Source organism: Streptomyces sp. NPDC050211 (genome assembly GCF_040656035.1).
Lineage (GTDB): Bacteria > Actinomycetota > Actinomycetes > Streptomycetales > Streptomycetaceae > Streptomyces.
In genome coordinates, this window is the sequence record NZ_JBFALC010000002.1 from 268,040 (window position 1) to 290,854 (window position 22,815).

Annotated in this window: 22 protein-coding genes; 4 read left to right on the forward strand and 18 right to left on the reverse strand. The window is 68.5% G+C overall.

Features of this window, described 5'->3' with window-relative positions:
- Nucleotides 1-7 precede the first annotated feature (7 nt).
- The 11 genes from nuoK to AB0I98_RS03260 are packed head-to-tail and all read right to left on the reverse strand — an operon-like array spanning nt 8 to nt 10,789.
- Entirely contained in the window at nt 8-307 is a 300-nt protein-coding gene (gene nuoK, locus AB0I98_RS03210) for an NADH-quinone oxidoreductase subunit NuoK (RefSeq protein ID WP_107904232.1), read from the reverse strand.
- Entirely contained in the window at nt 304-1,122 is an 819-nt protein-coding gene (locus tag AB0I98_RS03215; protein ID WP_362934446.1) for an NADH-quinone oxidoreductase subunit J, read from the reverse strand. Before AB0I98_RS03215 ends, nuoK begins: the two co-directional genes overlap by 4 nt.
- On the reverse strand, nt 1,119-1,721 hold the full coding sequence (gene nuoI, locus AB0I98_RS03220; RefSeq protein ID WP_362934449.1) for an NADH-quinone oxidoreductase subunit NuoI: 603 nt from the start codon (nt 1,719-1,721) through the stop codon (nt 1,119-1,121). Before nuoI ends, AB0I98_RS03215 begins: the two co-directional genes overlap by 4 nt.
- Nucleotides 1,714-3,078 carry an NADH-quinone oxidoreductase subunit NuoH gene (nuoH, locus tag AB0I98_RS03225; RefSeq protein WP_362934452.1) on the reverse strand — a complete coding sequence of 455 codons (1,365 nt, stop codon included), beginning with the start codon at nt 3,076-3,078 and terminating at the stop codon, nt 1,714-1,716. The genes nuoI and nuoH overlap by 8 nt, the downstream gene beginning before the upstream one ends.
- On the reverse strand, nt 3,075-5,579 hold the full coding sequence (locus AB0I98_RS03230; RefSeq protein WP_362934455.1) for an NADH-quinone oxidoreductase subunit G: 2,505 nt from the start codon (nt 5,577-5,579) through the stop codon (nt 3,075-3,077). Before AB0I98_RS03230 ends, nuoH begins: the two co-directional genes overlap by 4 nt.
- Nucleotides 5,576-6,925, reverse strand: a complete 1,350-nt coding sequence (gene nuoF, locus AB0I98_RS03235) for an NADH-quinone oxidoreductase subunit NuoF (RefSeq protein WP_362934458.1) — start codon at nt 6,923-6,925, stop codon at nt 5,576-5,578. Before nuoF ends, AB0I98_RS03230 begins: the two co-directional genes overlap by 4 nt.
- Nucleotides 6,922-7,794, reverse strand: coding sequence for an NADH-quinone oxidoreductase subunit NuoE (gene nuoE / locus AB0I98_RS03240; RefSeq protein ID WP_362934461.1), 873 nt, complete (start codon nt 7,792-7,794; stop codon nt 6,922-6,924). Before nuoE ends, nuoF begins: the two co-directional genes overlap by 4 nt.
- Nucleotides 7,791-9,113 (reverse strand): NADH-quinone oxidoreductase subunit D, encoded by a 1,323-nt coding sequence (locus tag AB0I98_RS03245; protein ID WP_362934464.1) that lies wholly within the window; start codon nt 9,111-9,113, stop codon nt 7,791-7,793. The genes nuoE and AB0I98_RS03245 overlap by 4 nt, the downstream gene beginning before the upstream one ends.
- Nucleotides 9,110-9,865: an NADH-quinone oxidoreductase subunit C gene (locus tag AB0I98_RS03250; protein ID WP_362934467.1), complete on the reverse strand. Its 756-nt coding sequence runs from the start codon at nt 9,863-9,865 to the stop codon at nt 9,110-9,112. The genes AB0I98_RS03245 and AB0I98_RS03250 overlap by 4 nt, the downstream gene beginning before the upstream one ends.
- The gene (locus tag AB0I98_RS03255) at nt 9,862-10,416 is read right to left on the reverse strand and encodes an NADH-quinone oxidoreductase subunit B (RefSeq protein WP_010041554.1); all 555 of its coding nucleotides are present in this window, start codon (nt 10,414-10,416) and stop codon (nt 9,862-9,864) included. The genes AB0I98_RS03250 and AB0I98_RS03255 overlap by 4 nt, the downstream gene beginning before the upstream one ends.
- A 13-nt stretch (nt 10,417-10,429) precedes the next feature.
- Nucleotides 10,430-10,789, reverse strand: a complete 360-nt coding sequence (locus AB0I98_RS03260; RefSeq protein WP_033319564.1) for an NADH-quinone oxidoreductase subunit A — start codon at nt 10,787-10,789, stop codon at nt 10,430-10,432.
- A 714-nt stretch (nt 10,790-11,503) separates the two neighbouring features.
- On the opposite strand from AB0I98_RS03260, the gene AB0I98_RS03265 reads away from it, so the two are divergent.
- Entirely contained in the window at nt 11,504-12,346 is an 843-nt protein-coding gene (locus tag AB0I98_RS03265; protein ID WP_362934470.1) for a C40 family peptidase, read from the forward strand.
- 82 nt (nt 12,347-12,428) lie between these two features.
- On the opposite strand, the gene AB0I98_RS03270 is transcribed toward AB0I98_RS03265, so the two are convergent.
- A complete protein-coding gene (locus tag AB0I98_RS03270) occupies nt 12,429-14,240 on the reverse strand; it encodes an FAD-dependent oxidoreductase (RefSeq protein WP_362934473.1) in 1,812 nt (603 codons plus the stop codon).
- 108 nt (nt 14,241-14,348) lie between these two features.
- Nucleotides 14,349-15,641, reverse strand: coding sequence for a geranylgeranyl reductase family protein (locus AB0I98_RS03275; RefSeq protein ID WP_362934476.1), 1,293 nt, complete (start codon nt 15,639-15,641; stop codon nt 14,349-14,351).
- 97 nt (nt 15,642-15,738) lie between these two features.
- Between AB0I98_RS03275 and AB0I98_RS03280 the strand changes: the two genes are divergently transcribed.
- Together AB0I98_RS03280 and AB0I98_RS03285 are read left to right on the forward strand one after the other, a co-directional pair.
- Nucleotides 15,739-16,245: a GNAT family N-acetyltransferase gene (locus AB0I98_RS03280; RefSeq protein ID WP_362934479.1), complete on the forward strand. Its 507-nt coding sequence runs from the start codon at nt 15,739-15,741 to the stop codon at nt 16,243-16,245.
- Between the two features lie 93 nt (nt 16,246-16,338).
- Complete coding sequence (locus tag AB0I98_RS03285) at nt 16,339-16,677, forward strand: PASTA domain-containing protein (RefSeq protein WP_362934482.1); 339 nt, start codon at nt 16,339-16,341, stop codon at nt 16,675-16,677.
- A gap of 41 nt (nt 16,678-16,718) precedes the next feature.
- Here AB0I98_RS03285 and AB0I98_RS03290 read toward each other — a convergent pair whose 3' ends face one another.
- The 4 genes from AB0I98_RS03290 to AB0I98_RS03305 are packed head-to-tail and all read right to left on the reverse strand — an operon-like array spanning nt 16,719 to nt 21,129.
- A complete protein-coding gene (locus tag AB0I98_RS03290) occupies nt 16,719-17,414 on the reverse strand; it encodes a demethylmenaquinone methyltransferase (protein WP_301983193.1) in 696 nt (231 codons plus the stop codon).
- A 23-nt stretch (nt 17,415-17,437) separates the two neighbouring features.
- A complete protein-coding gene (locus AB0I98_RS03295) occupies nt 17,438-18,538 on the reverse strand; it encodes an acyltransferase (RefSeq protein WP_362934485.1) in 1,101 nt (366 codons plus the stop codon).
- A gap of 1 nt (nt 18,539) precedes the next feature.
- Entirely contained in the window at nt 18,540-20,780 is a 2,241-nt protein-coding gene (locus AB0I98_RS03300; RefSeq protein ID WP_362934488.1) for a bifunctional polysaccharide deacetylase/glycosyltransferase family 2 protein, read from the reverse strand.
- 19 nt (nt 20,781-20,799) lie between these two features.
- Nucleotides 20,800-21,129 carry a hypothetical protein gene (locus AB0I98_RS03305; RefSeq protein WP_362934491.1) on the reverse strand — a complete coding sequence of 110 codons (330 nt, stop codon included), beginning with the start codon at nt 21,127-21,129 and terminating at the stop codon, nt 20,800-20,802.
- 185 nt (nt 21,130-21,314) lie between these two features.
- On the opposite strand from AB0I98_RS03305, the gene AB0I98_RS03310 reads away from it, so the two are divergent.
- Nucleotides 21,315-22,322, forward strand: coding sequence for a chitinase (locus tag AB0I98_RS03310; RefSeq protein ID WP_362934494.1), 1,008 nt, complete (start codon nt 21,315-21,317; stop codon nt 22,320-22,322).
- 72 nt (nt 22,323-22,394) lie between these two features.
- On the opposite strand, the gene AB0I98_RS03315 is transcribed toward AB0I98_RS03310, so the two are convergent.
- A complete protein-coding gene (locus AB0I98_RS03315; protein ID WP_362934497.1) occupies nt 22,395-22,811 on the reverse strand; it encodes a hypothetical protein in 417 nt (138 codons plus the stop codon).
- Nucleotides 22,812-22,815: the final 4 nt, after the last annotated feature.

Consider the following 22,815-nt stretch of genomic DNA (forward strand, 5'->3'; position numbering starts at 1 on the left):
CGACCCCTTAGAGCTTCATCAGGCTGGCGTCGTCGACCGAGGCCGAGTGGCGGGAACGGAACAGCGACACGATGATCGCGAGCCCGACCACGACCTCCGCGGCGGCGACGACCATCGTGAAGAACGCGATGATCTGGCCGTCGAGATTGCCGTGCATCCGGGAGAAGGCGACGAGCGTGAGGTTGCAGGCGTTGAGCATCAGCTCGATGCACATGAAGACCACGATCGCGTTCCGCCGGATCAGTACTCCGGTGGCGCCGATCGTGAACAACAGGGCGGCGAGGTAGATGTAGTTGACCGGGTTCACTTCGACGCCTCCCCGCTGTTCGTGCGCTCCAGACGGTCCTCGGCGCGCTGTTCCAGGGCCTTGAGGTCGTTGATCGCCTCGGTGGACACATCACGGATCTGGCCGCGTTCGCGCAGCGTCTTGCTGACGGTGAGCTCGGACGGCGTGCCGTCGGGCAGCAGGCCCGCGATGTCCACCGCGTTGTGCCGGGCGTACACGCCGGGCGCGGGCAGCGGCGGCAGGTGCTTGCCCTCGCGCACACGCTGCTCGGCCAGTTCGCGCTGGGTCTTGGCCCGTTCGGTGCGCTCGCGGTGGGTGAGCACCATGGCGCCCACGGCGGCCGTGATCAGCAGCGCGCCGGTGATCTCGAAGGCGAAGACGTACTTGGTGAAGAGGAGAGCCGCGAGGCCCTCCACATTGCCGTTCGCGTTGGCCTGGGCCAGGCCGTTGAACTCCGTCAGGGAGGCGTTCCCGATACCCGCGACCAGCAGGATGCCGAAGCCGAGCCCGCAGAGAAGGGCCAGCCAGCGCTGGCCCTTGATGGTCTCCTTCAGGGAGTCCGCCGCCGTCACGCCGACGAGCATCACCACGAACAGGAACAGCATCATGATCGCGCCGGTGTAGACGATGATCTGCACGACGCCCAGGAAGTAGGCGCCGTTGGCGAGGTAGAACACCGCCAGGATGATCATGGTCCCGGCGAGGCACAGCGCGCTGTGCACTGCCCTCTTCATGAAGACGGTACCCAGGGCGCCGATCACCGCGACGGTACCGAGGACCCAGAACTGGAAGGCCTCTCCGGTGGAGGTGGAGTAGGCGGCGAGCTGCGCGCTCACGCGTCCACCCCCTCTTCGTCGGGCTTCTCGCCCTTGGAGACGGCGACTTGGCGCTCCGTGCCGGGCGCGGCCTCCGTCACCAGGCCCCGGTAGTAGTCCTGCTCGTCCATCCCCGGGTAGATGGCGTGCGGGGTGTCGACCATGGCGTCGTCGAGGCCGGCCAGCAGCTGTTCCTTGGTGTAGATCAGGTTGGCGCGGCTGGAGTCGGCGAGCTCGAACTCGTTCGTCATCGTGAGCGCGCGCGTGGGGCACGCCTCGATGCACAGGCCGCACAGGATGCAGCGGGCGTAGTTGATCTGGTAAACGCGGCCGTACCGCTCGCCCGGCGAGTAGCGCTCCTCGTCCGTGTTGTCCGCGCCCTCGACGTAGATCGCGTCGGCGGGGCAGGCCCAGGCGCACAGCTCGCAGCCGATGCACTTCTCCAGGCCGTCCGGATGGCGGTTGAGCTGGTGCCGTCCGTGGAACCGGGGGGCGGTGGTCTTCTGCTGCTCCGGGTACTGCTCGGTCAGCCGCTTCTTGAACATGGCCTTGAAGGTCACGCCGAAGCCGGCCACCGGGTTCTGGAAACCGGGTTTGGTCTCCTTGGGCTCCTCAGCCATCGGACGCCTCCTTTCCATCCAGAGATCCGTCACTGGCAGTATCCGACCCACCACTGACAATCAACTCCCGCTCGCGGCGCGAACGGCGCCGGGGCACCGGCGGCAACTCCTGTCCCGGCATTGGCGGCACGGGGAATCCGCCCGCCATCGGGTCGAAGCCCGGGGGCTCCTCGGTGGGCCGCTCGGCCGCCTTCGCTTTCTCGCGGAACATGTCGGCGACGAAGGAGAGCAGCAGCAGGGCGAGGACACCGCCACCGACGTACAGGGCGATGTCGGCGAAGTCGTAGTTCTCGTTCCGGAGCGTCCGCACCGTGGCGACGAGCATCAGCCAGACCACGGAGACCGGGATGAGGACCTTCCAGCCGAGCTTCATCAGCTGGTCGTAGCGGACCCGCGGCAGCGTGCCGCGCAGCCAGATGAAGAAGAACAGCAGCAGCTGGACCTTGACGACGAACCAGAGCATCGGCCACCAGCCGTGGTTCGCGCCCTCCCAGAAGGTGGAGACCGGCCAGGGTGCCCGCCAGCCGCCCAGGAAGAGCGTCACCGACACGGCCGAGACCGTCACCATGTTCACGTACTCGGCGAGCATGAACATCGCGAACTTGATCGACGAGTACTCGGTGTTGAAGCCGCCGACCAGGTCGCCCTCGGACTCCGGCATGTCGAAGGGGGCGCGGTTGGTCTCGCCGACCATCGTGATGATGTAGATCACGAAGGACACCGGCAGCAGGATGATGTACCAGCGGTCCTGCTGCGCCTCGACGATCGCCGACGTCGACATCGACCCCGAGTAGAGGAAGACGGAGGCGAAGGCGGCGCCCATGGCGATCTCGTACGAGATCATCTGCGCGCAGGAGCGCAGTCCGCCGAGCAGCGGATAGGTGGATCCGGAACTCCAACCCGCGAGGACGATGCCGTAGATGCCGACCGAGGCGACCGCGAGGATGTAGAGCATCGCGATGGGCAGGTCGGTGAGCTGCATCGTGGTGCGGTGGCCGAAGATCGAGATCTCGTTGCCGGCCGGTCCGAAGGGGATCACCGCGATCGCCATGAAGGCCGGGATGGCCGCGACGATCGGCGCGAGGACGTAGACCGCCTTGTCCGCGCGTTTGACGACGAGGTCTTCCTTGAGCATCAGCTTGATGCCGTCGGCGAGCGACTGGAGCATGCCCCAGGGGCCGTGCCGGTTGGGGCCGATGCGCAGCTGCATCCAGGCGACGACCTTGCGCTCCCAGACGATGGAGAACAGCACGGTCACCATCAGGAAGGCGAAGCAGAACACCGCCTTGATGACGACCAGCCACCAGGGGTCGAGGCCGAACATCGAGAGGTCTTCAGCGGCGAGGTACCGGCTCATGCCTCCACCTCCTTGGGGGCCTCGGTCGGTTGCGTCGCCGGGCCGATGCGGACCAGGGAGCCGGGCAGCGCCCCGGTGTCGGAGGCGACGCCCCCGCCGGTGGAGTTCAGCGGGAGCCAGACCACGCGGTCGGGCATCTCGGTGACCTTGAGAGGTAGTTCGACCGTTCCCGCGGTGCCGGTCACGGCGAGGAGGTCGCCTTCCTTGACGCCCGCCTCGGCAGCCGTCGCGGCCGACACGCGCGCGTGGGCGGCGTGCCGGGTCCCGGCGAGCGCCTCGTCGCCCTCCTGCAGACGGCCCTGGTCGAGCAGCAGCCGGTGCCCCGCGAGCACGGCCTCCCCGGCGGCCGGCCGCGGCAACACGCCCGCGATCGCCAGCGGCTCGGTGCCCCGTGGCCCGTCCCAGGCGCCGAGCCGGTCCAGCTCCGCGCGCGCGGTGCGCAGATCCGGCAGCCCGAGGTGTACGTCCATGGCGTCGGCCAGCATCTGCAGCGCACGGGCGTCGGTCGGCGCGAGGGTGCGGGTCATGTGGTCGGGCTTGAGCGCGGCCTCGAAGAGACGAGCCCGGCCTTCCCAGTTGAGGAAGGTGCCCGCCTTCTCGGCCACCGCGGCGACGGGGAGCACGACGTCGGCGAGCTCGGTGACCTCGCTGGGCCGCAGCTCCAGTGACACCACGAAGCCCACCTCGTGAAGTGCTTCACGCGCGCGTGCCGGGTCGGGCAGGTCGGCGATCTCGACGCCGGCGACGAGCAGCGCCTGGAGTTCGCCTGTGGCGGCGGCCTCGACGATCTGGCCGGTGTCCCGGCCGTAGCGGAGCGGGAGTTCGGCGACGCCCCAGGCCGCGGCGACCTCCTCACGCGCGCGCGGGTCGGTGGCCGGACGCCCGCCCGGCAGCAGCGACGGCAGCGCGCCGGCCTCGATCGCGCCCCGCTCACCGGCCCGGCGCGGAATCCACACGAGGTGGGCGCCGGTCGCGGTGGCGAACCGTGCGGCGGCGGTGAGTCCGCCCGCCACGGCGGCCAGCCGCTCGCCGACGACGATCACCGCACCCTCGGTGCGCAGCGCCTCGGCGGCCTTGGCACCGTCGTCCTCCAGGCCGACCCCGCTCGCGAGCGCGTCCAGCCACTCGGTCTCGGTGCCGGGAGCGGCGGGCAACAGCGTGCCGCCCGCCTTCTCCAGGCCGCGCGTGGCATGTGTGGCCAGCGCGAACACCTTCTGCCCGTGTCCTCGCCAGGCCTTGCGCAGCCGCAGGAAGACGCCGGGCGCCTCCTCCTCGGCCTCGAACCCGACCAGCAGGACCGCGGGTGCCTTCTCCAGAGAGGTGTACGTGACGCCCGTACCGTCGAGATCCCGTCCGCGCCCGGCGACCTGGGCGGCCAGGAAGTCGGCCTCCTCGCCGCTGTGCACACGCGCGCGGAAGTCGATGTCGTTCGTGTCGAGCGCCACGCGCGCGAACTTGCTGTAGGCGTAGGCGTCCTCGACGGTGAGGCGCCCGCCGGCCAGGACTCCGGTGCGCCCACGCGATGCGAGCAGCCCCTGAGCCGCGATCTGCAGGGCCTCCGGCCACGACGCGGGGACCAGGTCCCCCTCGGCGTTGCGCACCAGCGGCGTGTCGATCCGGTCCCGCTGTTGCGCGTACCGGAAGGCGAAGCGCCCCTTGTCGCAGATCCACTCCTCGTTGACCTGAGGGTCGTTGGCGGCGAGGCGCCGCATGACCTTGCCGCGCCGGTGGTCGGTGCGGGTCGCGCAGCCGCCGGAGCAGTGCTCGCACACGCTCGGCGAGGAGACGAGGTCGAACGGGCGGGAGCGGAAGCGGTACGCCGCCGACGTGAGAGCGCCGACCGGGCAGATCTGGATGGTGTTGCCGGAGAAGTACGACTCGAAGGGGTCGCCCTCGCCGGTACCGACCTGCTGAAGCGCGCCCCGCTCCAGCAGCTCGATCATCGGGTCGCCCGCGATCTGGTTGGAGAACCGGGTGCAGCGGGCGCACAGCACGCACCGCTCCCGGTCCAGCAGCACCTGCGTGGAGATGGGGACGGGCTTCTCGAAGGTCCGCTTCTTTCCCTCGAAACGGGACTCCGCGTTGCCGTGCGACATCGCCTGGTTCTGCAGCGGGCACTCGCCGCCCTTGTCGCAGACCGGGCAGTCCAGCGGGTGGTTGATGAGCAGCAGCTCCATCACACCGTGCTGGGCCTTCTCGGCGACCGGCGAGGTGAGGTGGGTCTTGACCACCATCCCGTCGGTGCAGGTGATCGTGCAGGACGCCATCGGCTTGCGCTGGCCCTCGACCTCGACGATGCACTGGCGGCAGGCGCCGGCCGGGTCGAGGAGGGGATGGTCGCAGAACCGGGGGATCTCGATGCCGAGTTGTTCGGCGGCCCGGATGACCAGGGTGCCCTTGGGCACGCTGATCTCGACGCCGTCGATCGTCAGCGAGACGAGATCTTCCGGCGGGACCGCCGCCTCTCCCCCTCCGGAGGGAGCGTTGGTGGTCACGGTCATGCGTTCACCTCCGTGCGGTCGGCCCAGGCCGTCGACTTGGCCGGGTCGAAGGGGCAGCCGCGGCCCGTGATGTGCTGCTCGTACTCCTCGCGGAAGTACTTCAGCGAGGAGAAGATCGGCGAGGCGGCACCGTCGCCGAGGGCGCAGAAGGACTTGCCGTTGATGTTGTCGGCGATGTCGTTCAGCTTGTCGAGGTCGCTCATCACGCCCTTGCCGGCCTCGATGTCGCGCAGCAACTGCACGAGCCAGTACGTCCCTTCGCGGCACGGCGTGCACTTGCCGCAGGACTCGTGGGCATAGAACTCGGTCCAGCGGGTGACGGCCCGCACCACGCAGGTCGTCTCGTCGAAGCACTGCAGGGCTTTGGTGCCGAGCATGGAACCGGCGGCGCCCACTCCCTCGTAGTCGAGAGGGACGTCGAGGTGCTCGTCGGTGAACATCGGCGTCGAGGACCCGCCTGGTGTCCAGAACTTGAGGCGGTGCCCCGGCCGCATACCGCCGCTCATTTCGAGGAGCTGGCGGAGCGTGATGCCGAGCGGTGCCTCGAACTGGCCGGGATTGGCGACATGGCCGCTGAGCGAGTAGAGCGTGAAGCCCGGGGACTTCTCGCTGCCCATCGACCTGAACCAGTCCTTGCCGTTTTTCAGGATGGCGGGAACCGACGCGATCGACTCGACGTTATTCACCACAGTCGGGCACGCATAGAGGCCCGCGACGGCAGGGAAGGGGGGACGGAGCCGCGGTTGACCCCGGCGGCCTTCGAGCGAGTCGAGCAGTGCGGTCTCTTCACCGCAGATGTACGCGCCCGCGCCCGCGTGCACGGTGAGTTGGAGATCGAGGCCACTGCCCAGGATGTTCTCGCCGAGGTAGCCGGCCTCGTAGGCCTCGCGCACGGCCTCGTGCAACCGCCGCAGAACAGGGACGACTTCACCACGCAGATAGATGAAGGCATGCGACGACCTGATGGCATAACACGCGATCACAATGCCCTCGATGAGGCTGTGCGGGTTCGCGAAGAGGAGCGGAATGTCCTTGCAGGTTCCGGGCTCCGACTCGTCGGCGTTGACAACTAGATAGTGCGGTTTTCCATCACCCTGGGGAATGAACTGCCATTTCATTCCCGTCGGGAATCCCGCGCCGCCGCGGCCCCGCAGCCCGGACTCCTTCACATACGCGATGAGGTCGTCCGGCGACATGGCGAGTGCCTTGCGCAGCCCCTCGTATCCTTCGTGCCTTCGGTAGACGTCCAGCGTCCAGGACCTGTCCTCGTCCCAGAAGGCCGACAGCACGGGTGCGAGCAGCTTTTCAGGACTCGTGTCCTTGATCTCGGCTGCCAAGGTCATCACTCCCCCTCCTCGGCGGTAGGCCCGGCCGGGTGGGCTGGGTCGGATGCCGATGTGTCCTGCGGCGCGTCGTGCGAGCTCAGGTGTTCTGCGGGTGACGGCTCGTGTACGGCCCTGTCCTGCGGCTCGGTGTGCGGGCCGCCCTCCCGGGGATGGACCACGCGCGCGGGTGCGGCCTCTCCCCTGGCCAGGCGGAGGCCCACCAGCGAGGCGGGTCCCGCTCCGCCGCTTGCCTCGACGGCCCCTGGCCGCTCGTCGGGGAAGCCGGCGAGGATCCGGGCGGTCTCCTTGAAGGTGCACAGCGGCGCCCCGCGCGTGGGCTCGACCGGACGTCCCGCGCGGAGGTCGTCGACGAGACGCTTGGCGGTGGCCGGGGTCTGGTTGTCGAAGAACTCCCAGTTGACCATCACGACCGGCGCGAAGTCGCAGGCCGCGTTGCACTCGATGTGCTCCAGGGTGACCTTGCCGTCGTCGGTGGTCTCGCCGTTGCCGACGCCGAGGTGCTCCTGGAGCTCCTCGAAGATCGCGTCCCCGCCCATCACCGCGCAGAGCGTGTTGGTGCAGACGCCGACCTGGTAGTCACCGCTCGGCCTGCGCCGGTACATGGTGTAGAAGGTGGCGACCGCGGTGACCTCGGCCGTGGTCAGGTCGAGCATGTCCGCGCAGAACCGCATCCCGGTGCGCGTGACATGACCCTCCTCCGACTGGACGAGGTGCAGCAACGGCAGCAGCGCGGACCGGGAGTCCGGGTAGCGCGCGATGATCTCGCGCGCGTCGGTCTCCAGCCGGGCTCGAACGTCGTCCGGGTAGCCGGGCGCGGGCAGTTCGGGCATGCCCAGGCTGACGCCCCGCTCCGAAGAAGAGGTGGTCACCGGTCGACGCCTCCCATCACGGGGTCGATGGACGCGACGGCGACGATGACGTCGGCGACCTGGCCGCCTTCGCACATCGCCGCCATGGCCTGCAGGTTGGTGAAGGACGGGTCGCGGAAGTGGACCCGGTAGGGACGGGTGCCTCCGTCGGAGACGGCGTGCACCCCGAGTTCGCCCTTGGGTGACTCGACTGCCGCGTACGTCTGTCCCGGCGGGACGCGGAAGCCCTCGGTCACCAGCTTGAAGTGGTGGATCAGGGCCTCCATGGAGGTGCCCATGATCTTCTTGATGTGGTCGAGCGAGTTGCCGAGCCCGTCCGGTCCCAGGGCGAGCTGGGCCGGCCAGGCGATCTTCTTGTCGGCGACCATCACCGGGCCGGGCTGCAGCCGGTCCAGACACTGCTCGACGATCCTGAGCGACTGGCGCATCTCTTCCAGGCGGATCAGGAAGCGGCCGTAGGCGTCGCAGGTGTCGGTGGTCGGGACGTCGAAGTCGTAGGTCTCGTAGCCGCAGTAGGGCTGCGTCTTGCGCAGGTCGTGCGGCAGGCCGGTGGAGCGCAGGATCGGGCCGGTGGCGCCGAGGGCCATGCAGCCGGCCAGGTCGAGATAGCCGATGTCCTGCATACGGGCCTTGAAGATGGGGTTCCCGGTGGCGAGCTTGTCGTACTCGGGGAGGTTCTTCTTCATCTTCTTCACGAACTCGCGGATGTGGTCCACCGCGCCGGGCGGCAGGTCCTGCGCGAGTCCGCCGGGGCGGATGTACGCGTGGTTCATCCTCAGGCCCGTGATGAGCTCGTAGATGTCGAGAATCATTTCACGATCACGGAATCCGTAGATCATGATCGTGGTGGCGCCGAGTTCCATGCCGCCGGTGGCGATGCAGACCAGGTGCGAGGAGAGGCGGTTCAGCTCCATCAGGAGCACCCGGATGATCGTGGCCCGGTCGGGGATCTGGTCCTCGATGCCGAGGAGTTTCTCGACGGCGAGACAGTAGGCGGTCTCGTTGAAGAAGGACGTCAGGTAATCCATGCGCGTGACGAAGGTGGTGCCCTGCGTCCACGTACGGAACTCGAGGTTCTTCTCGATGCCGGTGTGGAGGTAGCCGATGCCGCAGCGGGCTTCGGTGACCGTTTCGCCGTCGATCTCCAGGATCAGGCGGAGCACTCCGTGGGTGGAGGGGTGCTGGGGGCCCATGTTGACGACGATGCGTTCGTCGTCGGCGCGGGCCGCGGACTGGACGACCTCGTCCCAGTCGCCACCGGTGACCGTATATACGGTGCCCTCGGTGGTCTCCCGCGGAGTTGCGTGCTGCGTGCTCATGAGTACGACCTCCGCTGGTCCGGAGCCGGGATCTGGGCGCCCTTGTACTCGACGGGGATGCCGCCGAGGGGGTAGTCCTTGCGCTGCGGGTGGCCCTGCCAGTCGTCCGGCATCATGATCCGCGTCAGGGCCGGGTGACCGTCGAAGACGATGCCGTAGAAGTCGTAGGTCTCGCGCTCGTGCCAGTCGTTGGTCGGATAGACGGAGACCAGGGACGGGATGTGCGGGTCGGCGTCCGGGGCGCTGACTTCCAGGCGGATCAGCCGGTTGTGGGTGATCGAGCGCAGGTGGTAGACGGCGTGCAGCTCGCGGCCCTTGTCCTGGAGATAGTGGACACCGCTCACGCCGGTGCAGAGCTCGAAGCGCAGGGCGGGGTCGTCGCGCAGGGTGCGGGCGACGCGGAGCAGGTGCTCGCGTTCGATGTGGAAGGTGAGTTCGCCGCGGTCGACGACCGTCTTCTCGATCGCGTTCTCGGGGAGGAGGCCCTGTTCCTCCAGCGCGCCCTCGAGTTCGTCGGCGACCTCGTCGAACCAGCCGCCGTAGGGGCGGCTCGCCGGTCCCGGGAGTCGGACCGAGCGGACCAGGCCGCCGTACCCGGAGGTGTCTCCGCCGTTGTTGGCGCCGAACATGCCGCGCTGGACGCGGATCTCCTCACCGCCCTCACCGCGCTGGCCAGGGAGGTTGTCCGCGCCGAGGTCCTTCTCGGGGTTCACCCCGTTCGACGCCCCGTTGGTGCCGTTGGCGTCGCTCATCGCAGCAGCCCCTTCATCTCGATCGTCGGCAGGGCCTTGAGGGCCGCTTCCTCCGCTTCACGAGCCGCCTCCTCGGCGTTCACACCGAGCTTGGAGGTCTGGATCTTCTGGTGGAGCTTGAGGATCGCGTCCATCAGCATCTCCGGCCGTGGCGGGCAGCCGGGCAGATAGATGTCGACCGGGACGATGTGGTCGACGCCCTGGACGATGGCGTAGTTGTTGAACATGCCGCCAGAGGAGGCGCACACCCCCATGGAGATCACCCACTTGGGGTTCGGCATCTGGTCATAGACCTGCCGGAGCACCGGCGCCATCTTCTGGCTGACCCGGCCCGCGACGATCATCAGGTCCGCCTGCCGCGGTGAGCCGCGGAAGACCTCCATGCCGAAGCGCGCCAGGTCGTAGCGCCCGGCGCCGGTGGTCATCATCTCGATGGCGCAGCAGGCGAGGCCGAAGGTGGCGGGGAAGACGGACGACTTGCGCACCCAGCCCGCGGCCTGCTCGACGGTGGTCAGCAGGAAGCCGCTCGGCAGCTTTTCTTCGAGTCCCATGAGTTAAGGCCCCTCAGTCCCATTCCAGGCCGCCGCGTCGCCATACGTACGCGTAGGCCACGAAGACGGTGAGCACGAAGAGCAGCATCTCCACGAGCCCGAAAACACCCAGGGCGTCGAAGGTGACGGCCCAGGGGTAGAGGAAGACGATCTCGATATCGAAGATGATGAAGAGCATCGCCGTCAGGTAGTACTTGATCGGGAAGCGCCCGCCGCCGGCCGGCGTGGGGGTCGGCTCGATGCCGCACTCGTAGGCCTCGAGCTTGGCCCGGTTGTATCGCTTCGGACCGATCAGCGTGGCCATGACCACGGAGAAGATCGCAAAGCCTGCCCCGAGGGCTCCCAGTACGAGGATGGGCGCATACGCGTTCACCGCTCCTCGCTCCTCTCAGTCGGCACTGACTGCTGGCGGTTGGCCGGGTTCGCCACCCGCCTCACCTGTCCCACGAACCCCGCCCGTCCCGGCGAAGATCGAGAACATGTGAAGCAGGTCACAAGCCCAACTGCCTCGCATCTTATGCCCGGGGCTCTGTGATCTGCGACACGGGGTATTACACAAGCTTTGTGATCTCCACCACCTGACGAAGGATCATGAAGTCGGATGAGCGGTGATCTTCACACGAGAAGCGTCCCAGTGATCACCAGAGGTGATATTTCCGCTCGTCGACGCAGTTGAGAGGCGGCGTCTCCATATCAAGAGACTTCCCTTGCATGCAAATTCGCGCTGGACGCGAGGCCTTGATAGAGGGCCGCGTTCACACGTCGGAGGGAGGGGCGGTGCGGGGTGTGGACGCGTGCGCGCATTCACGAGCGGATTCGGTGGAGGCGTGCATGCAGGACGCACCCGGCTCCGTAACCGTTGCGTGACCTCTGCCACATCCATGAGGGGCCGAAGAGAACCGGGGTTGGCCACCTGTCCCAACCGATGGTAGGCGGGGGGCAATTCGGGCGTAACGAAGAAAGGCCGTGATCACCGGCCGAATGGAGGTCGTCCGCAATGTCCGTTACGGCGTCAATAAGGAGCGACGCGCCCGGGATTCGGGGCGCCGATTGAACAACTGTGGCGCAGCACACGTTTCTTGAAGGTATGGAGGAGCCCCTGATACCGGTTAGTCCCATGTCCCACACCGCTCACATACGCAGCCACCGGAAGCCCCGCCGCACCGCGACGTCGACAGTCGCGATGCGAGCCGGAGTTGCCGGTGGCATCCTCAGCACCGTGGCAGTGGCCGGCGCGTCCGCTTCGGCGAACGCGGCCGAGCCGGTGACACAGACGCTCGAACTGCCCACGCTCACCGCCGACCTGACCGCTCAGGTCGAGCAGTCCGCACAGGCCACCCAGCTGGCCGCGGCCGCCTATGAGCTGCAGGCCGAGCGTGACGCGGCCGCCGCCGACGCGGCAAAGGAGGCCAAGAAGGACCTCGCCGAGGCGAAGAAGAAGGCCGAGGCCAAGGAGAAGGCGGAGGAGGCCCGCAGGGCTGCCGCCGAGGCCGCCGCCTCCCGCGCCGCCGAACGGACCACGCTCTCCGCCGACGCCGGCGCCGACACCTCCGCGTCGGTGTCCGCCCCGGCCAGCGGCAGCGTCGCGACCGTCATCTCGTTCCTCCAGGCACAGGTGGGCGACGCCTACGTCATGGGCGCCACGGGCCCCGACGCCTGGGACTGCTCCAGCCTGGTGCAGGCCGCGTTCAAGCAGGTCGGCGTGGACCTCCCGCGGGTGTCGCAGGACCAGTCGATGGCCGGCACCGAGGTCTCCCTGTCCAACCTCCAGGTGGGCGACATCCTGTACTGGGGCGGCAAGGGTTCCGCGTACCACACGGGCGTCTACATCGGAAACGGCCAGTACCTGGACGCGGCCAACCCCTCCAAGGGCGTGGTGATCCAGGACCTGTCCGGGTACCCGGCCTCGGGTGCGGTGCGCGTGCTCTGAGCCGCGTACAGCGAAACGCACGACCGGAAGGGCCGCAGCCGCTCGGGGGCAGCGGCCCTCCTGGTGGCGTTCTGCGGGCCGTTCAGCCGAGGTCGAAGGTGTTGGGCAGGCCCAGCCGGTAGCGGAGCTCGTCGACGCGTTTGAGCGGTTCCATCTCCGGCGGGCGGAACAGCTCCTGGATCTCACAGCGGTCGGCGTCCGAATTGTCCGCGTCGAGAAGCGCGTTGACGGCCAGCCGCGCGGACTCGTTGGCTCCCTCCATGGTCGCCAGGTCCACATCGGTACGGACGTAGTCGCCGGCGAGATAGAAGCCGGGCACCTTGGTGTGGGCCGTGGGGCGGTTGTAGAGGGTGCCCGTGGGGTGGATGAGGAGTTGCTCGCGGTTCTGCGGGTTCCCGCCGCCCAGGCCCGTCACCGCCGGGTCCATGAACCAGCCGAGGCGGTCCTCGTCGGTGAGCGTCGTCTTGCCGGAGTCGTTCAGGCCGTCCTTCAGTTGGGCCCAGAGCTCGGCGACGACCTCCTCGCGCGTGCACTCGCGGGCCGTCTTGCCATACAGGATGCCCGGCTTGTCCCACTCGGAGATGATGGCCGACAGGCAGTCGTGCGCCCGGCCGTCTCCGTAGTCGGCCGAAAAGTCCCGTCCGTCCCAGAACTGGGCCTGGCCGACGGCCGTCACCGACCAGGGTGAGTCGAGGCAGTTGATGTGCCCGTTGACGACGGGCGTCGGGGTGCGCAGATAGAACATCACGCCGACCATCCAGTCCGTCTCCAGCGCGTCGCAGCGGGCGAGCTGCGGGTCGGCCGCGCGCAGGGCGGAGCTCCAGGTGCGGCGGGCGTGCTCGACGGGCAGGGCGCAGATGTAGTGGTCGGCGGTGACGGTGCGGGCCTGGCCGCCGTCGCGCGTGGAGACCCGTACGCCGGTCACCCGGCCGCCCTCGTACACGATCTCCTCGACCTGCGTCCCCAGCACGAATTCGACGCCGAGGGAGCGCAGATACGTCTCCCAGGGGTCGATCCAGGCCTCGCTGGTGGGGGCGTTGAGGACGCGGTCGATGTCGGCGTCGCCGTCCATGCCGCGGCCGAGGAGGCCCCACAGCAGCAGGGCCTCGATGATGATGCGGCCGACGGTGCGGGTGGAGGCGACCTCCGCGCGCGTGGCCACCAGGTTGCGGGTCTGGCCGACGCCGAGGACGGTCTGGTACTCCTCGCTCATCTCCTCCGCGCGGATGAAGTCCCACCAGGAGGTCTTCTCCCACTGGTCCTGGCGGCGGGCCTCGCAGCTGGTGAGGTGGACGAGGAGCCGACCGGCGAAGTAGGCGGCCTCGTGGGCGGGCAGGCGGGTGCCGAGGTCGAGGACGGAGAGGATCTGGTCCCGGATCCAGGACGGGGTGAGGTCGCCGGGGGCGGGCGGGGTGGTGAGGCGGCGCAGCGGGAAGTGCAGGTCGGGACGGCCGGCCTCGCGGGCGAAGAGGGCCTCGGTGCCGCTGCGGAGGTTGTCGTGGACGCCGTTCGCGTTGCCGGGGAAGGGGATGCGGCGCATCGTGTCCGGCAGGTTGCGGTAGAAGCCGGGGAAGAAGCGGAAGCCGTGTTCGGCGGGGAGATCCTGCCGTCCTCCGGCCGCCGTGCCGGGAAACGGCATCGAGCGGGCCTTGCCGCCGAGGGCGTCGTAGTACTCGTAGACGGTCACCGCGTAGCCGCGCTCGGCGAGTTCATGGGCGGCGCTGAGTCCGGAGACCCCGCCGCCGAGGACGGCGACGCGCTTGCCGGGCGCGGCGGCGGACGCGCCCCCGGCCGTTCCTAAGGAGAGGGCGACTCCCCCGGCGACGCCCGCGCTCGCGCCGGCGAGGAAGCGTCTGCGGGTGGGGCGTGGCTGCTGCGTGTGTTCTGTTGTCATGAATACGGGAGGGTAGGGAGGGGTGCCGGAGGCCGGAACCCCGAATCCCGGCCACCCACAGCATCCTCACAACAGGCAACGTACGAAGGGGAGTTCGGCGTTGCCGGATCAGGCCTTCGGCGCCACCTTGCTCAGCCCGTTGATGATCCGGTCCATCGCGTCGCCGCCGGTCGGGTCGGTGAGGTTGGCCAGCATCTTCAGGGTGAACTTCATCAGGAGCGGGTGGGTCAGGCCGCGCTGGGTCGCGATCTTCATGACCTTCGGGTTGCCGATGAGCTTCACGAAGGCGCGGCCGAGCGTGTAGTAGCCGCCGTAGGTGTCCTTGAGGACGCGCGGGTAGCGCTGGAGGGCGATCTCCCGCTGAGCCGGGGTGGCACGCGCGTGTGCCTGCACGATGACGTCGGCGGCGATCTGGCCAGACTCCATGGCGTAGGCGATGCCCTCGCCGTTGAAGGGGTTCACCAAGCCGCCGGCGTCGCCGACGAGCAGCAGCCCGCGCGTGTAGTGGGGCTGGCGGTTGAAGGCCATGGGCAGCGCGGCTCCGCGAATGGGGCCGGTCATGTTCTCCGGCGTGTAGCCCCAGTCCTCCGGCATGGACGCGCACCAGGCCTTCAGCACCTCGCGCCAGTCCAGTTCCTTGAAGGAGTCGGAGGTGTTGAGGACGCCCAAGCCGACGTTCGACGTGCCGTCGCCCATGCCGAAGATCCAGCCGTAGCCCGGCAGCAGCCGGTCCTCGCCCGGGCCGCGGCGGTCCCACAGTTCCAGCCAGGACTCCAGGTAGTCGTCGTCGTGGCGAGGGCTCTCGAAGTACGTGCGGACCGCGACGCCCATCGGACGGTCCTCGCGGCGGTGCAGGCCCATCGCCAGGGAGAGGCGGGTGGAGTTGCCGTCTGCGGCCACCACCAGCGGCGCGTGGAAGGTCACCTCGCGCTTCTCCCCGGAGTCGCCGAGCTTGGCGTGCACACCGGTGATGCGGCCCGTGCGGTCGTCGATGATCGGGGCGCCGACGTTGCAGCGCTCGTACAGACGGGCGCCCGCCTTCTGGGCCTGGCGGGCGAGCTGCTCGTCGAAGTCGTCGCGCTTGCGGACGAGGCCGTAGTCGGGGAAGGAGGCGAGATCCGGCCAGTCCAGCTGCAGTCGCACACCTCCGCCGATGATCCGGAGCCCCTTGTTGCGGAGCCAGCCGGCCTCTTCCGAGATGTCGATGCCCATCGAGACGAGCTGCTTGGTGGCGCGCGGGGTCAGTCCGTCGCCGCACACCTTTTCGCGGGGGAAGCTGGTCTTCTCCAGCAGCAGTACGTCGAGTCCGGCCTTCGCCAGGTAGTACGCGGTCGTGGAGCCGGCTGGCCCCGCGCCGACGACGATCACATCGGCGGTGTTTTCGGAGAGGGGCTCGGTCACGGCGGGATCTCCCCAAGTTCGCAATCTGCGTGCCGACGGGCACTGGACATGGGCAGTCTATTCAGCGTTACTGATCACCCGGCTGAAGGGCTGCCCCGTGAACCGAGCACTCCCCGTGGTACGGCTCCGTGTCCCCACCGACGAGGACGCCCTCGCCTGGCACCGGATCTTCGACGACCCGGACGTCATGGAGTTCCACGGCGGCAAGTCGGCCGAGCTGTCGGTGTACGAGGAACTCACCGCCCGCCAGCGCAGACACGACGCCGAACGCGGCTTCTGCCTGTGGACCATGCTCGACGAGTCCGGCGAGGTCATCGGCTTCACCGGGGCCCAGCCGTGGGAGCGGGAGTGGGGTCCCACGGGCGAGATCGAGATCGGCTGGCGGCTCGGGCGGGCGTACTGGGGCAAGGGTTACGTCACCGCCGCCGCGCACATGACGCTGGAGCGGGTGCGGGCGGCCGGAGTACCGAGCGTCGTGGCGATGGTGCACGCCGACAACGCACGGTCGATCGCGGTGACGCAGCGGCTCGGCATGCAACTCGCCGAGGTCTACACGACACCGGAGTCGAAGCAGCGGGGACACCGCTACCGACTCGATCTGTAACTCTGAGTAACTGGCTGCTACAGAAAGCCACTTGGCGCTTCCGGATGGCACCCCCGGGCGGTTACCCTGCCTGTACCGCTGGGGGTGACATCTGTGCGCATAACACCCAAGACGCCCGAAGTGCGCGTACCAAAGCTGGTCGGTCTGATGGCCATGGACGCGCGCGAGGCGGCAGAGGCACACGGAGTGCTGCTGGCCGCACCCGACCGGCCCGAGTTCCATCTCACGGTCGTCGACTATGTCGTACGGCAATACCCGCCGCCCGGCGTCGAGGTGCCGCGTGGGGCCGTGGTCACCGTGTGGTTCGACCTGGGTGAGGGCGAGGGCGGCGGAGGCGCGGGCGTGCGCGAGCCGCGGATCCCGAATCCGCCGACGGGCGGACTGCAGCGCGAACTGGACGCGCCCGGGGACGCCTTCGAGGTGATCCGGTGAGAGATGCTCCAGTGAGAGGTGCCCCGCCGAACTGAAGAAGCTCAGCTCTCCTTGAAGCCCCGGTGCAGGGCGACCACCCCGCCGGTCAGGTTCCGCCAGGCCACCCTCGACCAGCCGGCCTTGCGCAGCCGCTCGGCCAGCGCGGGCTGGTCGGGCCAGGCGCGGATGGACTCGGCGAGGTAGACGTAGGCGTCGGGGTTGGAGGAGACCGTGCGGGCGATCGGCGGCAGGGCGCGCATCAGGTACTCGGTGTAGACCGTGCGGAAGGGCGCCCAGGTCGGGTGCGAGAACTCGCAGATCACGACCCGGCCGCCCGGCTTGGTCACCCGGTACATCTCACGCAGCGCGCCATCCGTGTCCTGGACATTGCGCAGCCCGAAGGAGATCGTGACGGCGTCGAACACGTCGTCCCTGAAGGGCAGCTTCGTCGCGTCGCCCGCGGTCAGCGGCAGCCAGGGGTGGTTCCGCTTGCCGACCTGGAGCATGCCGAGGGAGAAGTCGCAGGGGACGACATACGCGCCGGTGCGGGCGAAGGGCAGCGAGGACGTCGCCGTACCGGCCGCCAGGTCCAGCACCTTCTGGGCGGGGCGGGCGTCGACGGCCCTGGCGACCTCCTTGCGCCAGACCCGGTCCTGGCCGAGCGACAGCACGTCGTTCGTCAGGTCGTACCGTTCCGCGACGTCGTCGAACATCGAGGCGACTTCGTGCGGCTGCTTGTTCAGGGAGGCGCGGGTCACGGGCCCATTCTTGCAGGACCCGTTCACGGCAGAAGCCGCGGCTTCTTCTTCCCCGCCACGTCCTCCACCCATCCGCACAGCAGCACGAACACCGCGATCAGGATCCAGCCGATCCCGAACATGAACCACTGGCTCTCCAGCGGCAGCCACTTCTCGAAGGCCGGCACGTTCCAGAACTGGTCGACCAGCGGGACGGCGAGGATCAGGGCGATCTCGTGCCACAGGTAGATCGTCACAGCGCGGGCGTTGAAGATCGTCACGATCCGGTCCGTCCGCCGGAAGCGAGTCAGCCGGGCGAAGTCGATCCCGAAGTGCGACTTCACCCAGAACAGCAGCGTCACAAAGCCGGCCGACCAGAAGGCCTGGGCGAGCGGGATGTCGTCGAGGTCGTACGAACCCGTCTCGGCCTGGTGCGTGAGGGCGTACCAGCCGCCGTAGCCGATCGCGGCGAGCGAGAGGATCACCACGATCGCCGGCTTCAGCCGTTGCAGGACTCCGTCGCGGTGCGCGAAGCCGAGGATCCAGCAGAAGAGGAAGGTGGCGAGGTCCGTCAGCGCGCTGCCGAAGCGGTTGTCGGGGGCCTCCCAGAGGAAGTGCAGGACCAGGATCGGCGACAGGGACAGCAGCAGTACCGGCACCGGGGCCGGCCGGAACACCTTCAGCAGGAGCGGTGACAGCAGGACGAACCAGAGGTACGTCCGCAGGTACCAGAGGATCTCCCAGGCCTGGACGGCCCACTGGTTGCCCGGCGGGTCGCCGAGCGGCACGGCCCAGAAGACGATCTGCCAGCCCGGCATCCAGCCGTGGATCAGCATCGCGAGGACCACGAAGAAGCCCCAGAACCAGAACGGCGGCAGCAGCCGGCGTATCCGGCTCCGCACCACCGTGAACGCCGGGCGGTCCAGGGACTTCGCCATCAGGGAGCCGGCCAGGCCGAACATGACGCCCATGGAGGGGAACACCATGCCGGCCCAGGCCCAGCCGAAGGTGTGGTACGCGACCACGCGGATGAGGGCGAGGGCCCGCAGGGTGTCGAAGTAACGGTCCCGAGTGGGTGCCGGCGCCGGGTGGGCATCAGCGGTGGGAGCGTCGGCGACCAGGGGCGCCTTGCTGTGCGCGCCCATCTCAGCTCGCCCCCGCCGGAGTCCCGACCTCGCCGGTCCGCTTCAGTTTCTGCCAGCGGAGGCGGCCGCCGGTGAGGGCGGTGATGCAGGAGTGGATGAGGACGAGGTACATCATCTGGCGGTAAGCCAGTTGCTGGAGAGGCATCATCAGGAGGTAGCGGTACTGCTCCCGGTCGAGGCGGAAGGCGTACGCCGCGCAGAAGAGCTGGACGCCGAGGACCGCGAGCCAGGCCAGCAGGGCCGCCTTGAAGTCGACGAAGATCATCGAGTAGACGGTGAAGACGTCGATGAGCGGGGCGAAGACCGGCGTGATGATCTGGAAGATCACGACCAGCGGCATGCCCACCCGGCCGAAACGGCCCGAAGGACCCTTGTCCGTAAGCGACTTGCGGTGCTTCCACAGCGCCTGCATCGTGCCGTACGACCAGCGGTAGCGCTGCGACCACAGCTGCTTCAGCGAACCCGGCGCCTCGGTCCACGCGCGCGCGTGCTCCTGGTAGACGACCCGCCACCCCGCGCGGTGCATGGCGATGGTGATGTCGGTGTCCTCGGCGAGCGTGTCCTCGCTCATCCCGCCGACCTCGAGGACCGCCTCGCGGCGGAAGGCGCCGATCGCGCCGGGGATGGTCGGCATGCAGCGCAGCAGGTCGTACATGCGGCGGTCGAGGTTGAAGCCCATCACGTACTCGATGTGCTGCCAGGCGCCGATGACGGTGTTGCGGTTGCCGACCTTGGCGTTGCCGGCGACCGCGCCGATCCCCGGGTCGGCGAAGGGCTCCACCAACTGCCGTACGGTGTCCGGCTCGAAGACGGTGTCGCCGTCCATCATCACGACGATGTCGAAACTGGCGCTGCGCACCCCGTTGTTCAGCGCCGCCGGCTTGCCCGCGTTCTCCTGGCGGATGACGCGGACGTTGCGCATGCCGAGCTTGTCGGCCGCACTCCGCGCGATCTCCGACGTGCCGTCCGACGAACCGTCGTCGACGATGATGATCTCGATCGGATGGGTGCTCTTCGCCAGCGACTCCAGGGTGTTGGCGATGCACTCCTTCTCGTTGTACGCCGGGACGATCACGCTCACCGGCCGGGTGACCGGCGGCCCCCAGCTGAACCGGCGCTTGTTGCGCTGTCTGTAGTGGCGGCGGGCCAGGATCAGCATCATCCCGAACCGGCCGATCACGGCCACGCCGACGATCATCAGCCCGACGGACAGCGTCGGCACGGTCCACTCGGCGACCGCGACGGCGACGATGAGGGCCTTGCCCTCATAGAGGGTGGCGCCGGTGGCGGTGCGGTGGGCGGCCTGGAGGTTCGAAGCGCCGGTGCCGGGCTGGGTGGTTCCGGGCTGCTGGCCGCTCGCCTCCTGCTGCTGGATCACCCCGCTGATGGTGGTGAAGGTGTACCCCTTCGCCTTCATCTTCTCGATGTACGTCGGCAGCGCCTTGACCGTCTGCTCACGCACACCGCCCGCGTCATGGAAGAGGACCGACGCGCCCTTGTTCTTCGAAGGCGTGGCCCCCTTGATGATCTTCGAGACGCCCGGCTGCTTCCAGTCGTCGCTGTCGGTGTCGATGAAGACGCTGGTGAAGCCTTCCTCGCCGAGCTTCTTGTAGACGGGCCAGCTGTAGTTGTCGATGGCGTCCGTCTCGGAGGAGTACGGGGCGCGGAACAGGGTGGTCGTGATGCCGGCCGCGCCCGCGAGCGCGAGCTGCGTCTGGGTCATCTCGCGCTTGATGCGGGCGTCGCTCTGGTAGGAGAGGTCGACGTGGGTGAAGGTGTGGATGCCCACCTCGTTGCCCTGCTCGATCAGGTCCTTCACGATGCCCGGGTAGCGGGAGACCATCGAGCCGACCACGAAGAACGTGGCGGGGACGTCGTACTTCTCGAGGATCTTCAGGACCTGGGGCGTGTACGTCGGATTGGGGCCGTCGTCGAAGGTGAGCGCGATGGTCTTCTCCGGTACGGACAGCGTGGTGGCCTGGCCGCCGCGGAAGGTGACGATCGGGCCGCCGTCGAGGATCTCGTCCGGAACCTTGTTGGAGCTGGCGCCGCTGCGCACGCGCTGATCGCCGCCGACCTCGGCGCGCAGATAGCCGTCGAGCAGCATGATGCTGGTCAGCGCGAGCAGGAGCAGCAGGGCGAGGATCACACGCGGCTTCTGCAGCGCCGCGGCCTTGCCGGCGGCCCGCTGCACCTTCGAAGGCGCGCGCCTGCGGCCGCGGGAGGACGTCGTCGTAGTCATGAAAGTGGCTGCGTTCCGGTCAGTTGGCGGCCGCGGTCGGGGGCGGGGTCGGGGAGGCGGTCGGCGGGGTGCCGGTGGGGGCGATGCCGCCCTGCGGCTGCTGGCCGCCGCCGGGTCCCTGGTAACCCCCCGGGGCGCCCTGGCCGTTGTTGCCGAAGGGCAGCAGCTGCGACGGGTTGAGCGAGATGCCCACGCCCATGAACGCCATGCCCAGGACGACCGCGTAGCCGAGGCAGACGACACCGACGAGGACGCCGATCCGGCGCAGCACCTTGGATCGGCGACCGGAGTTGTCGACGAACACGGGGCCCTCTGCGGCGCGGGTTTCGATGGCAGGCTCGGAATGCATTCCCCGAATATTAGGGCGCCTTTATGTGGCAAAAACTCGGGAGTTTATGTGAGACGCCTATGAGAAACGTCTTAACCTGTGCGTTCACTGAGAGAATGAGCGATCTGCACGAATTCCGCCGTCATGAAGTGAACCCCGTGTGAGACATTCTTACTGCGGAAATCACGAGAGCGGGTGCATACGCAATGCGGAGTTTCTTGAGGCCGGCGGCCGGGCTCACCTGTCTGATGGCCCTGGCCACCGCGGGGTGCTCCAGCGGCTCCGAATCCGCGTCGCCGAGCACATCGTCCAGTACGTCATCCAGCACGTCGTCCAGCACGCCCTACGCCCCGTACGTCAGTTCCACGGCCGCGTCCGACAACGACTCCGCGGGCTCCCCCACGACGTACAACCTGGCCTTCGTCATCTCCGACGGCAGTGGCTGCACACCGAAGTGGAACGGCTCGACCGCGGTCGGTGATACGGCCGTTCAGTCCCGTATCTCCGCGCTCAAGGAGTCCGGCGCCTCCGTCCGTGTCTCCTTCGGCGGGGCATCCGGGGAGGAACTGGCGGAAAGCTGCAACAGCGCCAGCGAGTTGGCTCAGGCCTACGGCAAGGCGCTGGACGCCGCCGGGTCCGAGCAGGCCGACTTCGACATCGAGGGCGATGCCCTGACCGACTCCGCCTCGGTCGAACTGCGGTCCGAGGCCATCGCGTTGCTTCAGCAGGAGCGCACTGACCTGAACGTGTCGTTCACGCTGCCGGTCATGCCGTCGGGGCTGGACGACGACAGCCTGACGTTGCTGGAGTCGGCCAACAACCACTCCGTGCAGGTCTCCACGGTCAACCTTATGACGATGAATTACGGCGAGTCGTACGACGGGGACATGGGGGGCTATGCGATCACCGCGGCGAAGGCCGCGCACGATGAACTGGCCGATGTTTTCGGGCTGTCCGATGCGGCGGCTTGGCGTGGAATGGCGTTGACTTCGATGATCGGGGTGAATGACGTGGATGGGGAGACGTTCACGTTGTCCGATGCGGCGGAAGTGCGGGCGTTTGCGGAGCAGAAGTCGGTTGCGTGGGTTTCTATGTGGTCTACGTTCCGGGATCAGGAGTGTGCGGAGGGGGAGGCGGACGAGGATGACGCGGCTACGAATTGCAGTGGGGTTGAGCAGGAGGCAGGAGCGTTTGCGGAAGCGTTTGCCGAGTGAGGGTGCGTCGGCAGGTGCGGGCAGTGGAGGGCTGGTCGCGCAGTTCCCCGCGCCCCTGACGGGGCGCTGCTCTCACCGGCGTCTATGTACCAAGCGGCCTGCGCACACCGTCGCCATGCACTCGCCCTTCTCGTCGAACACCGCCAAATCCGCCCTGCCGTTCTCGGTGATCGCCGTGGGTCGAGTGCTCGGCAGTACGAGCACGTCGTTCCGTGCTGCCGCCGCCCGCAGTTCAGCGGTGTCTGCGTGCTCCTCCAGTACCGCCACCGCCCCCTCCTTCAGCACCGCGTGAATCCGTTCGCGCGGTGTCGGGGCGTCCGGGAGGGGGCCGTCGTGCACGCGCGCGGGGCCGAGCACACCGCCGGGCCACTGCCGCACCCTCGCACCCGGGAACCGCTCCGTCAGCTCGGCGAGCGACCCCACCGCGGCGACTCGCGTCCCCGCCACCGCGACAGCGCCGCCCTCATCCGCCGCATGAATCGTCAGCACGTGT